Source organism: Alistipes sp. An31A, from assembly GCF_002159425.1.
Classification (GTDB): Bacteria; Bacteroidota; Bacteroidia; order Bacteroidales; family Rikenellaceae; genus Alistipes; species Alistipes excrementigallinarum.
The window spans coordinates 20,800-33,266 of the sequence record NZ_NFIO01000017.1 but is presented as its reverse complement, the minus strand read 5'-3'; the positions used below and the strand labels follow the sequence as shown (position 1 = coordinate 33,266).

Below are 12,467 nucleotides of genomic sequence, written 5' to 3'. Positions count from 1 at the left end.
CTACGCGTTGATTCACCGCCTGCCAGCGCGCCTCGCTCCCACCCCCGAAGTCCCTCAGAAGGGCCCCGGAAGGCCCCTCCGAGGCCCCCGCCGGGGAAATTCTTTCGCGGCCGGAGGCGGAAATCCGGGAAAATCTTTATAAATTTGTCTTGTCACGACTCAACGAACAAGACAATGAAGCATCTCTGCACCTTGTGCTGCGCCGCGCTGCTCGCGCTCTCGGCCGCAGCCCAGCCCGGCTACCGTCCGACTCCGGAAAACCTTGCCTCGCGGCAGCAGTTCACCGACGCCCGTTTCGGCATCTTCCTCCACTGGGGGCTCTACGCCATGCTGGCGCAGGGCGAGTGGGCGATGACCAACCTCGACCTGAACTACCGCGAATACGAAAAGCTCGCCGGAGGCTTCTATCCGGCCAAATTCGACGCCCAAGCCTGGGTGACGGCCATCCGCGAAGGCGGGGCGCGCTACATCTGCTTCACGACGCGCCACCACGACGGATTCTCGATGTTCCACACCGCGCAGTCGCCCTACAACATCGTCGACGCGACGCCCTTTGCCCGCGACGTGCTGAAGGAGCTCTGCGACGAGTGCCACCGTCAGGGCATCCGCATCCACTTCTACTACTCGCTCATCGACTGGTGGCGCGAGGATGCCCCGCGCGGCCGCACGGGGCTCGGCACGGGACGCCCCGAAGGGACGGAGGACGCCGACAGCTACTTCGCCTTCATGAAGGCGCAGCTCACCGAGCTGCTGACCAACTACGGCGAGGTGGGGGCCATCTGGTTCGACGGCGTCTGGGACCAGGACCGCAACCCCGACTTCGACTGGCGGCTCGACGAGCTCTACGCGTTGATTCACCGCCTGCAGCCCGCCTGCCTGATTATCAACAACCACCATCTGGACCCCTTCGAGGGTGAGGACGCCCAGGTCTTCGAACGCGACCTGCCGGGCGAGAATACGGCGGGCTACTCCGAGCAGGGAATCAGCCAGCTGCCCCTCGAGACCTGCCAGACGATGAACGGCATGTGGGGCTACAAGATTACGGACCAGAACTACAAATCCTCCGACGAGCTGATTCGCTACCTGGCGGGTGCGGCCGGACGCGGCGCCAACCTGCTGCTCAACATCGGCCCGCAGCCCGACGGCGAGCTGCCCGCGGCGGCGCTCGAGCGGCTCGAGGAGATGGGCTCGTGGCTCCGCACCAACGGGCAGACCATCTACGGCACGCAGGCCGGACCGGTCGAGCCCCGCAGCTGGGGCGTCACCACGCGCAAGGGGGAGAAGGTCTATGTCCACATCCTCGACTGGCCCGACACGGAGCTCTTCCTGCCGCTGCCGGCCTCGCAGCTGCGCGTGACGGGCGCCGTGCGCTTCGCCGACGGAACGAAGGTGCGCTACCACCAGGACAACACGGGCATCACGCTCCGCCTCCCCGAGCGGCCCGAGACGCCCGACTGCATCATCGAACTCACCACCGCCCGATAGGCGGCCCCTTGCTCCGGGGGCGGCGGCTTTCGTCGGCCCCGGAGCTTTTTTTTCACGCCGCCGAAGAGGCGCCCACCGCACGGGCGGGGCGCTTCCCGGCCGCAAAAACCCATCGATCCATGAACAAGTTAACCCTGCTTCTGCTGCTGCCGTGGCTCGCCGTTGCAACCGCGGCGGCATCGCCCCAGCCGCCCGCCGATTCGACGGCCCTGGCCGACGAACGGCGTGAAACGGCGCTCATGCGCGAACTCCGTCGCGAGAGCGAATGCCTCCCCGAAGAGGGCGACCTCGTGTGGCGGGCCCGCTTCGAGGGGACCGACAGCGTCCGCACGGCCGGGGAGCTCTACCGCAAAATCCACACTATCCTGCACGACACGTGGCGTTCGCCCGGCAGCGAGGAGCTCCTCACCGAGGAGGAGAACCGGCTCCACGCCCGCATGCTGCTCACCCACACGGCCTCGAACCAGCGCTTCGGCTACAGATTCGAATGCCGCGTGCGGATGCTGCGCGAGGAGGCGGCCGCCGAGGTCGAGCTCCGCTGCACGGAGGTGCAGTTCAACAACGAGGTGAAACGCCCGACCGAGTGCTTCCCCTTCCGGGACGACGCCGGAGTACCCTTTGCCGTCAAGAAGCGGGAATTCGCCCAGCTGCTGCAGCTGGAGAGCGCCCTGCGCACGCTGCGCCAGGGGCTTCGCTTCGAGCTGGCCGGAGGGTTGTAGCGGCTCTTCCGCCGCCGGACAAAGAAAAAGAGGCCGTTCCCTCCCTTGCGGAAGGAACGGCCTCCTCTTTGTTCGCTTTTCCTTTTGCGTTCTACGCTCCGCGCCCGGACTTTTCAAGCAGCGCCGGCCCCATTGCTCCGCGCCCGGACTTTTCGAACCGCGTCAGCCCCATTGCTCCGCGCCCGGACCTTTCGAACCGCGTCGGCCCCATTGCTCCGCGCCCGGACCTTTCGGGCCGCGTCGGCCCCATTGCTCCGCGCCCGGACTTTTCGGGCCGCGTCAGCCACGCCGGCCCGCATCGGCCCCGCCGGGCCGTGCCTCCGGCAGAGGCCTCCCCCCCGCGGCGCTGCGGCGCCTCAATGCAGCAGCTTCAGCCCGACGATACCGACGAGGATGAGGGTCAGACAGCACATCCGGCCGACCGTGAGCGCATCGCCGAAAAAGAGGACCCCGAGCACCACCGTGCCGACGCCGCCGATGCCGGTCCAGACGACATAGGCCGTACCCATGGGGATACTCCGCTGGGCCAGATAGAGCAGCCATCCGCTCAGCGCCATCGACACCACCGAGAAGACCAGAAAGAGTCCGTGATAGCGGGGAGAACTCCCCGCGAGCTTGAATCCGAGCGGCCAGCCCATCTCGAAGAGGCCGGCCAGCAGAAGCAGCAACCACGCCATAAGCAATCTTGTTCCGTTTCACCGGCAAAGATAATACACCGGCGGGATTCGCTGCATCGCCTGCCCCGGCAAATTGCAGGACAGCACAACGCCCGGCCCCTCCAGTCCCTCCGGCCCCGGCAAAATACCGGATTGCACGCCGCCGCGCCCCCGCTGCCCGGCCACGCCGGGCCACCGCATCGGCCGAGCACCCCGGCCAAAGCATCGGCCGAGCAGCCGGCCGCCACCCGTCAAGGCTCCGGGACCGGACGCACACCGCGCACGACGCCGCCCACCCCGACCGCTCCCTGCCGCGCTCCGTCACACGCCGCCGCACGCGGACCGCACGGCCGCCGATTCGTTCCGCGCCCTCCCCGCTCCCCGGCACAAAAAAAACGACGGGCGGCCGGAAGTCCGTACCCATGGTACACTCCCGGTCGTCCGTCGCTCGTCATAACCCACCATCCCACCCGCCCCCGAGGGGGCTCCGGTCCGAACCTGTTCGCTCCACAACCCGTTCGACCTCCGGTTCGAACCGCTTCGTCGTCTCCCCCTCCGCCGCACGCACGCCTCCCTGCGTGAGGCGCCGCGCATGCGGCTTCGGAGGGGCATAAAAAGGTCGGGCCCGGAAATCCGGACCCGACCCGTCGTCAGCCTTTATGCAAGGCCGTGAACTATTTCACCTCTTCGAACTCTACGTCCTCGGGCTGGCCGTTGTTGGCACCGCCCTGTGCGCCTGCATTGCCCTGAGCCTGCTGGCCGGCATTCTGCTGAGCACCGGCAGCACCCTGAGCCTGCTGCTGCGAGTAGATGTCCTGCGAAGCGGCCTGCCATGCGGCGTTCAGCTCGGCGATGGCCGTGTCGATAGCCGCAACGTCGGCGTTCTTGTGCGCCTCCTTCAGCTTGCCGAGGGCCGACTCGATGGCTGCCTTCTTGTCGGCAGGCAGCTTGTCGCCGTACTCCTTGAGCTGCTTCTCGGTGGCGAAGATGTTCGAGTCGGCAGCGTTAATCTTGTCGATACGCTCCTTCTCCTGACGGTCCTTCTCCTCGTTGGCCTTCGCCTCGTCACGCATGCGCTGAATCTCCTGCTCGGTCAGACCCGACGATGCCTCGATGCGAATCTTCTGCTCCTTGCCCGTGCCCTTGTCCTTGGCCGATACGTTCAGGATACCGTTGGCATCGATATCGAACGTCACCTCAATCTGAGGCACGCCACGCGGAGCGGCCGGAATGCCGTCGAGGTGGAAGCGGCCAATCGACTTGTTGTCGCGGGCCAGCGGACGCTCGCCCTGGCATACGTTAATCTCTACCGAAGGCTGGTTGTCGGCTGCCGTCGAGAAGACCTCGCTCTTGCGGGTAGGAATCGTCGTGTTGGCGTCGATGAGCTTGGTCATCACACCGCCCAGCGTCTCGATACCGAGCGACAGCGGCGTCACATCAAGCAGCAGCACATCCTTCACTTCGCCCGTCAGCACACCGCCCTGGATAGCGGCGCCCACAGCAACCACCTCGTCGGGGTTTACGCTCTTGTTGGGCGTCTTGCCGAAGAACTGCTCGACAATCTTCTGCACAGCGGGGATACGGGTCGAACCGCCGACCAGAATCACCTCGTCGATATCGCTGGCCTGCAGACCGGCGTCACGCAGCGCAAGCTTGCAGGGCTCGACCGTCTTCTGAATCAGATGGTCGCACAGCTGCTCGAACTTGGCACGCGTAAGCGTCATGACCAGGTGCTGCGGAATGCCGTTTACAGGCATGATGTAGGGCAGGTTGATTTCGGTCGAAGTCGACGACGAAAGTTCAATCTTGGCCTTCTCTGCAGCCTCCTTCAGGCGCTGCAGAGCCATCGGGTCCTGACGCAGGTCGATGTTGTGCTCGGCCTTGAACGCCTCGGCCATGTAGTCGATAAGCACGTGGTCGAAGTCATCACCTCCCAGGTGCGTATCGCCGTTGGTCGACTTAACCTCGAAGACACCGTCGCCCAGCTCCAGGATGGAGATATCGAACGTACCGCCACCGAGGTCGTATACGGCAATCTTCATATCCTTGCCCTTCTTGTCCAGACCGTAGGCAAGCGCTGCGGCCGTAGGCTCGTTGATGATTCGGCGAACCTTCAGACCGGCAATCTCGCCCGCCTCCTTCGTGGCCTGACGCTGCGAGTCGGAGAAGTAGGCCGGCACGGTGATGACCGCCTCGGTTACCTCCTGGCCCAGATAGTCCTCGGCCGTCTTCTTCATCTTCTGCAGAATGATGGCCGAAATCTCCTGAGGCGTGTAGAGACGTCCGTCGATGTCGACACGGGGCGTGTTGTTGTCGCCGCGGACAATCGAATAGGGCGCGCGGGCCACATCGGCCGTAACCTGGTCGAAGGTCTCGCCCATGAAACGTTTAATCGAAAAGACCGTGCGCTTCGGGTTGGTGATGGCCTGACGCTTTGCGGGGTCACCCACCTTGCGCTCTCCGTCATTCGTGAAGGCTACGACGGAAGGGGTCGTGCGGTGTCCCTCGGAGTTGGGAATCACCACGGGCTCGTTGCCCTCCATCACTGCTACGCAGGAGTTCGTCGTACCTAAGTCAATACCAATAATCTTTGCCATAGTCGTATATGTTTTAATTGTTATTATTCGGTTTCTCTGCCGGCCTCAACCGGCGCGTTACGCCCCCTTCTTGAACAAAGGTTGTACCAAACGACACGTCCTGCCAAATTGGCAGAATATTGGCAGGCTGTGAATGCACCGCGGGGAAAGGGTCTGCCGGAGCGTGTTATTTTGGCAGAAAACCGTGCGCCGCGGCAGCCCTCCGGCACTTCACCAAACGGCAGGCAAAAAAGAAGCCCCTCCGCAGGGAGGGGCCTGAATCATCTCTCAATGACAAATCCGCAGCGCGGCTATTTGTTCTCGTTCAGAATGCGCATTGCATGTTCGAGAATCGTCGTATCGTCCAACGTCACGATGCCACCGTCGGGTCCGGGTTCGAAATGAACGCCAACGCACTCCTTCGCCTCGTGCTTGCCGCCGAAATAATTGCGAATCGTCTCCACGTCGAGTCCTAATTCATCTGCAATGCGCTGCGAGCTGCCGCTGGGCAGTTTGTCTTTGATTCGGCGCAACTCGTTAAATGTGATTATCATATCAGTTGGTTTTAAGTTGATATTTCTACACAACTAAGTTACAACTTTTTTGGATAAATCCAAAATTTCCCTTTCAAAAAATGTAATTGAAGTGTCATAAAAGCGCAACAAAGCAAAGCGGCCGGACCTGCGGCATCCGGACCGACTCGCGACACTGCCAAAGTCGTGCCGAAGGGGCCTCGGGCGGTGCGAGTGGTACGGGTGGTCCGGGCCGTGCGGGTGGTGCGGGCAGACCGGCGGTGCGGGTGGAGCCGGTGGCGCGGGTGGTGCGAGCAGTCCGTGCCGTGCGGGAGGTGCGGGCGGGCCGGGCCGTGCAGGAGGTGCGGGCGGCGCAGGCGATGCAGGCGGTGCGGGCGGGCCGTACGGGCAGTGCGGGTGGTGCGGGCGATGCGGGTGGTGCGGGCGATGCAGGCGGTGCGGGCGGTGCAGGCGGTGCGGGCGGTGCTGCGGGCAGTGCGGGCAGTGCAGGCAGTGCAGGCGGCACAGGTGGCGCGGGTGGCGCGGGTGGTGCGGGTGGCGCGGGTGGTGCGGGCAGTACGGGCAGTGCAAGCGGTACGGGCGGTACGGGCACTCCGGGTGGCGCGGGTGGCGCGGGTGGCGCGGGTGGCGCGGGTGGCACGGGTGGTGCGGGCAGCGCGGTCCGTGCGGGCAGCGCGGTCCGTGCGGGCAGTGCAAGCGGCGCAGGCGGCGCGGGCGGCGCGGGCACTCCGGGTGGCGCGGGCAGTGCGGGAGGTCCCGCCTGCACCTGCACCTGCACCTACACCTGCTCCTGCTACTGCGCATGCGACGCGTACGTATATTACGTATATAAAAAAGGACTCCCGGATGCATCTCGTGCACCCGGGAGCCTGTCTCCTTGAATTGTCCTGCGTGTTGAATCGCCTCGCGTATTGAATCACCTTGCATGCGGCCTCCGCATGGGCGCCTCTGCACGGACTCTTCCGCACGTGGCACCTCCGCATGGGCACCTCAGCATCGGGCACCTCCGCATGGGCACCTCAGCATCGGGCACCTCCGCGCGGCCTCCGCATCGGGCACCTCCGCACGCGGCGCTACTCCTCGTCGGCCTCGTCGCTCGGCTCGACGTAAATCTGGAACAGCAGCGGCGTGAAGGGGGGAATCTCCGTCGTTACGGAGGTGGTGGTCGTCGTGGTGGTCGTATCGTCGTAGCCCGAACCGTAACCGTAGTAGTCGTAGTAACCGCCGTAATAGCCGCCGTAGTAACCACCGTAGTAACCGCCGTAGTAGCCGTTCATGCCGTAGTAGCTGTTGGCGTAGTTCAGGTAGTTCAGGTAGTCAAGATAGCTCGACGAATAGCCGCTGGTCGTGGTCGAGGTCGACGACGAACCGCTGACGCCCGACGAACCGTAGGCGTTGGTCGAGGTGGTGACCATCGCGGCCCACTGCCCGAACTTGAGGTTGGGAATCGTATAGTACCAGGCGCTGATGGCACCGCCCTCCTCGGGGGTGTACTCGAAGGCCGAACCCGTCGATTTCACCTCGCCGTAGATGAGTTTCTTCACCTCGTCGATGTTCGTGTCGAAGATGAAGCCGTCGAGGAAGCGGCCGATGTACCAGATTTTGGCCTTGCCGTCCATCTTCACCGAGTCGGTCAGCTCCTTCACGTCGGGATAGGTCCCCTCCTCGGAGCCGAACCGCTCCTTGAGCGCATCGGCGATGTCCTGCTCCAGCTTGTCGAAGGCCGCATAGGGCTCGTAGGCCGACTGGTAGCGCTCCGGGAAGCGAATCGCATCGCCGGGATGGTAGCGGTAGTCGACATAGACCTGCGGCACCGTATCGCAGGCGTTGACCCACCGCTCCGTGATGTTGTAGGGGTGGTTCGCATCGTCGGCCTTCTCGGGACGCTTGTTCTCCTTGGTGTCGTAGACGCGCAGCCCGCCGTCGCCCTCACAGAAGGCGTCGACGGCCGAGCCCTCGCTCTCGAGCGGGTTCTTCACCGTATCGCAAATCGTCATCGTCACGATGAACGGGCGGTTGGTGTCGAGCGTATACTGACCCTCGTAACCGCCGTCGCCCTCCGCGCCGCCGACCACCGACGAGGGCATGTAGAGCACCACCTCGGAGCCTTCGCGCAGCAGAATCTCGCGCGATTCGAAGCCGCGTTCGTTCTTGTACTTCTCGTAATAGGTCTCGCCCAGCGTCAGCGTGTTGCGCATCGCCAGACGCGTACCCTCAATCAGCGACGTGTTGATTTCGCCGCAGTAGCGGTAATAGGGCACATAGTGCGTATATTTGGTGAAGGTGCCGGCCAGCTTGGCATCCATCTCCCGACGCGTCAGGATGATGTTGCCGCTCAGGTCGCGCCCCGAGAAGTCAAACTTCACCCAGCAAATCGTATCGTTGATGGGGGCGGCATCCTTGTTGCCCACCTTCAGCACGTCGACGTAGTAGCCGCCATCCTCCTGCAGGTTCTCCTCCAGGTCGGGACGGTTGAGGCGTATCCACGAGGCAAGCGCCATCTTCTCGTAGGTGGCATAGGATTCGCTCTCCTCCTTGGCGCACGAAGGCAGCAGAAGGGCCAGCAGGAGCGCCGCGGCGAGCAGTGTGTGTCCAAAAAACTTCATATCTCCGGTTTCGTTCGTTTCGTTCGTTTCTCGTTGTCTCTCATCATGCGGTCCTCCGGGCTAATCGACGCCGTTGACCGTGAAGAAGATGGCGACGGCGCTCTCGCGCGGGATGGTGGCGAAGTTCGTATCGCCGTAGGCCATGTTGTAGGTCATGTAGCACTCCACCTCGTCGCCCTGGCGACACCCAAGTAACGCCAGTTCGAGCCCTTTTATTATTCCGCTCTGACCCAAAGTGAGCTCCATGGGTTCGAATTTCCACACCCCGGGGGTGAGCCCCGCCTCGTAGAGCGCCTGCTCCAGGTCGGGGTCGTTCGTAAAGAAGGGCATGTCCGAGTCGGTGATGTTGCGCATCGAGAAGACGTAGGCGCGGAAGGTGATGCTCACGCGCGAGCCCGACTGTACCTCGGCACGCGACGCGCGCCCCGAATCGTAGTAGTTCGAGATGTAGCGGTAGACCGTATTGCCCTTGGCCGTATAGAAGGGGGGATTCTCGTCGGGCGACTCGGCGACGGCCTCCTCCGAGATGAGCTGCGGCGCGTGCGTCGAGGTGAGGAACGAGACGATGCTGTTGCGCTGGTTGGGCAGCGTCTCCTCCTCCTGCGAGCAGCCCGCAAGCAGCAGAAGCGCCGCCAGCAGGCCTGTGAGCTTGTATCGGGTCATATTCATCGGCATACAATCGTGCAAATTTACAAAAACAATCCGAATTCACAGCAAGGAACGCGAAAAAAGGGACGAATCGTCTGCCGACGGACCAAAAAAAAGGACGGGGAAGCGTCCGTGCGCTATCCCCGCCGATAATGGTCGTGCCTCGGGTCCTGCATCCGTTGCAGGGCGTGCTGCCGGTGCATGTGGACAAGAACCACACCCAGGACGGCCAGCACGAAGAGGCCGAGCAGTACAAGAATGAATCCGAAGGGTATCTCCGTCATGGCTCGATGCGTTTAGCGCGGTGCCGACATGACACCGCACCCGGTCGGGTGCAAATCGGCTGCCACAAACGCTCCCGAGAGGCCGGCGGAGCTGCAAAAAGCCCGTTCAGAGCATCTTCAGAGCCATGCGCACCATCTCCTCGACGGGAGCCGAGGGGTGTTCGCGGGCCAGCTTGCGCACGGCCTTCTCGGCCGCCCCCTTCGGGAAGCCGAGCATGACCAGCGCGGCGAGCGCCTCGTCGCACGTCTGGTCGTCGGGCCCGGCCGGCACGGCCTCCGAGGTGTCGAGCCCCGTGAGCTTGCCGCTCAGCTCGACGATGATTTTCTGCGCCGTCTTGAGGCCGAGCCCCTTGACGTTCTTCAGCAGCACGACGTTGCCCGACCCGATGATGCCCTGCAGCTCGCGGGGCGAGTAGGTCGAGAGAATCATCCGCGCCGTATTGCCCCCCACGCCCGAGACGCCGAGCAGCAGGCGGAAGAGCTCGCGCTCGACCTTCGAGGCGAAGCCGTAGAGCAGCTGCGCATCCTCGCGCACGATGTGGTGGACGTAGAGCTGCGCCTGCTCCGCATGCTCGATTTCCGTATAGGTCTGGAGCGAGATGTTGAGGTAGTAGCCCACCCCGCCGACGTCGATAACGGCGTATGTCGGAGCGAGTTCCGCCACACGGCCGCTTATATATTCGTACATGGTCTCAAAAATTAAGGGATAACGGGCAAAAATAAAGATTTTTTTTTACCTTTGTCGGAACAAAGTTGCATAAAAAACTCAAAAAATCAGACTCGATATGAAAAACATTTTGCTCACGGCGTGCATTGCGGCCCTCTCGCTGACGGCCTGCGACTCGAAAAGCGGCGCCGAGACGACGGCCGCCACTCCGGCCGCAACGACCGAGGCAACCGGCTGCGGCGAGGTCGCATACGTGCAGGTGGAGGCCGTGCTCGCGCAGAGCGACCTCTTTCTGACCGAGGGCGCCGCCCTGCAGGCCAAGACCGAGAAGGCCCAGAAGAGCTGGGCGCAGAAGGAGCAGAACCTCCAGTATGAGGCTGCCCAGCTGCAGGAGAAGTACCAGAAGGGGCTCATCACCACCAACGACGCCCAGGCCCAGCAGCAGAGCATCGAGAAGCGCGTAGCAGCCTACCAGAGCTCGGCCCAGAAGGAGGCCCAGACGCTCGACGAGGAGAACTACGTCTTCAACAACCGCGCCCAGGACCTCATCCACCGCGCCATCCGGGCCATCAACGCCGACGGCCGCTACAGGCTCATCGTCAACGCTTCGGCCCTGCTCGATGCCGACACGACGCTCAACATCACCCCGGCCGTGCTGGCCAAGGTGAACGAGCTCTACGCCGCCGACAAGAAGGCTGCCGAGAAGAAGTAGCGCGCAGCGCGACGCTTCGTCCGACCCCAAAACGGGATGTCCGCCTCCGGGCGCGGCATCCCGTTTTTTGTGCCGTGCCGGGTTTTCGGTGCCGGGGTTCGGTGCCGGGGTTCGGTGCCGGGGTTCGGTGCCGGGGTTCGGTGCCGGGGTTCGGACGCCAGTTTTGGGACGCTGAGAAAGCCCCCTACCGCCCCTGCCCGTGAACCGCTGCTTTTCCGCACTCAGTACCCCCCGTCCCCGGCATCGCCCCGGGATAAGCCCGGTAGCGTTCCGACATTGCCCAGGTAATCCTCCCGCTATCGTCCCTGCCCCCGGTCGGCAGCCGGCCGCCAGGGACCCGGCAGGCAGGCGCATCCGCGGCTGCGGGCCGTCCCCCGCAACAAATCGGGGCGGATGGCGGAAAGTCTCCAAATTTTTCCTACATTTGCTCCGTAATAACCGTACGTACCGCTCTATGGGTTTCGTTCCATTCACATTCATCGACTTCATCGACATCGTCCTCGTCGCCGCCATCATGTACTGGATTTACCGGATGACGAAGGGGACCAACGCCCCCTATATCCTCTCGGGCATCATCGCCATCTATCTGCTGTGGGTCGTGGTCAAGACGCTCAACATGGAGTTGCTGTCGACCATCCTCGGGCAGTTAATCAGCGTCGGCGCCATCGCCCTGATTATCGTCTTCCAGCCCGAGCTGCGCCGCTTCCTGCAGGTCATCGGCATGCGTCAGAAGCACTTCAACTTCATCACCCGCATCTTCTCGGCCGGTGACGACCCGGCACAGACCAACATCGTCCCCATCGTCACGGCCTGCCGCGAGATGGCCGAATCGATGACCGGAGCGTTAATCGTCATCGGCCAGCAGAGCGACCTGAGGCTCATCGCCGAGGGCGGCATCGCGCTGGACGCCAAGGTCTCCACGCCGCTGCTCAAGAACATCTTCTTCAAAAACGCTCCGCTCCACGACGGCGCCGTGCTCATCGAGGGCGACCGCATCGTGGCGGCGAAGTGCATCCTGCCCGTCACGCAGAGCGCCGTGCCCAAATCCTACGGCACGCGCCACCGGGCGGCCATCGGCATGAGCGAGATTTCCGACGCCATCATCATCGTCGTTTCGGAGGAGACGGGCCACATCTCCATCGCGCAGGGGGGCAACATACGGCGCGACATCGACCCCTCGCGGCTCCAGCAGACGCTGCAGCGCTACCTGAGCATCAACACGCGCAAGCGCACCAAGGGCGAGGTGGCCGAATAAACAGAAGGCCGGGCACCGCACCCCGCCGCCCCAAAAAAGCGCCGCGAGCGACCCGCACAAGGCACCACCCCAAAAAGCGCCGCGCCCGAGCGACCCGCACAGGGCACACACCGCCCCAAAAAACAAAGCGCCGCACCACGAGTGCTCCGGCCCGACTTTTCCACCGTGTCCGTCCGAGGCCGGGTACCGCACACCGCCGCCCCAAAAAGCGCCGCGCCGCGGACAATCCATGCGGCATCGACCCCGCGCCGCGAACGACCCATGCGGCAGCCGCCCCACCCTGCGCCGGTACAAAAGCGCATACGACCGTCAAACAACAGGCCCGG

At 63.7% G+C, this 12,467-nt stretch carries 11 protein-coding genes; 4 read left to right on the top strand and 7 right to left on the bottom strand.

What is annotated here, in order from left to right; translation table 11 throughout:
* Positions 1-174: 174 nt before the first annotated feature.
* Both B5F90_RS10330 and B5F90_RS10325 read left to right on the top strand, forming a co-directional pair.
* Complete coding sequence (locus tag B5F90_RS10330; RefSeq protein WP_087362720.1) at positions 175-1,485, top strand: alpha-L-fucosidase; 1,311 nt, start codon at positions 175-177, stop codon at positions 1,483-1,485.
* A gap of 119 nt (positions 1,486-1,604) precedes the next feature.
* Entirely contained in the window at positions 1,605-2,204 is a 600-nt protein-coding gene (locus B5F90_RS10325) for a hypothetical protein (RefSeq protein WP_087362719.1), read from the top strand.
* A gap of 356 nt (positions 2,205-2,560) precedes the next feature.
* On the opposite strand, the gene B5F90_RS10320 is transcribed toward B5F90_RS10325, so the two are convergent.
* From B5F90_RS10320 to ruvA, 7 genes are all read right to left on the bottom strand, one after another.
* Positions 2,561-2,887 carry an SMR family transporter gene (locus B5F90_RS10320; RefSeq protein ID WP_343213200.1) on the bottom strand — a complete coding sequence of 109 codons (327 nt, stop codon included), beginning with the start codon at positions 2,885-2,887 and terminating at the stop codon, positions 2,561-2,563.
* Between the two features lie 647 nt (positions 2,888-3,534).
* On the bottom strand, positions 3,535-5,457 hold the full coding sequence (gene dnaK / locus B5F90_RS10315; protein WP_087362717.1) for a molecular chaperone DnaK: 1,923 nt from the start codon (positions 5,455-5,457) through the stop codon (positions 3,535-3,537).
* 290 nt (positions 5,458-5,747) lie between these two features.
* Entirely contained in the window at positions 5,748-5,990 is a 243-nt protein-coding gene (locus tag B5F90_RS10310; RefSeq protein ID WP_087362716.1) for a DNA-binding protein, read from the bottom strand.
* 1,052 nt (positions 5,991-7,042) lie between these two features.
* Positions 7,043-8,575, bottom strand: coding sequence for a hypothetical protein (locus B5F90_RS10300; protein ID WP_087362715.1), 1,533 nt, complete (start codon positions 8,573-8,575; stop codon positions 7,043-7,045).
* A gap of 60 nt (positions 8,576-8,635) precedes the next feature.
* Entirely contained in the window at positions 8,636-9,238 is a 603-nt protein-coding gene (locus B5F90_RS10295; protein ID WP_087362724.1) for an FKBP-type peptidyl-prolyl cis-trans isomerase, read from the bottom strand.
* Between the two features lie 122 nt (positions 9,239-9,360).
* Positions 9,361-9,507 (bottom strand): hypothetical protein, encoded by a 147-nt coding sequence (locus B5F90_RS11040; protein WP_158699774.1) that lies wholly within the window; start codon positions 9,505-9,507, stop codon positions 9,361-9,363.
* 106 nt (positions 9,508-9,613) lie between these two features.
* Positions 9,614-10,195, bottom strand: coding sequence for a Holliday junction branch migration protein RuvA (ruvA, locus tag B5F90_RS10290; protein ID WP_087362714.1), 582 nt, complete (start codon positions 10,193-10,195; stop codon positions 9,614-9,616).
* 97 nt (positions 10,196-10,292) lie between these two features.
* Here ruvA and B5F90_RS10285 point away from each other — a divergent pair, with 97 nt between their 5' ends.
* Both B5F90_RS10285 and cdaA read left to right on the top strand, forming a co-directional pair.
* Positions 10,293-10,886: an OmpH family outer membrane protein gene (locus tag B5F90_RS10285; RefSeq protein ID WP_087362713.1), complete on the top strand. Its 594-nt coding sequence runs from the start codon at positions 10,293-10,295 to the stop codon at positions 10,884-10,886.
* A gap of 454 nt (positions 10,887-11,340) precedes the next feature.
* The gene (gene cdaA / locus B5F90_RS10280) at positions 11,341-12,141 is read left to right on the top strand and encodes a diadenylate cyclase CdaA (RefSeq protein WP_087362712.1); all 801 of its coding nucleotides are present in this window, start codon (positions 11,341-11,343) and stop codon (positions 12,139-12,141) included.
* Positions 12,142-12,467 lie beyond the last annotated feature (326 nt).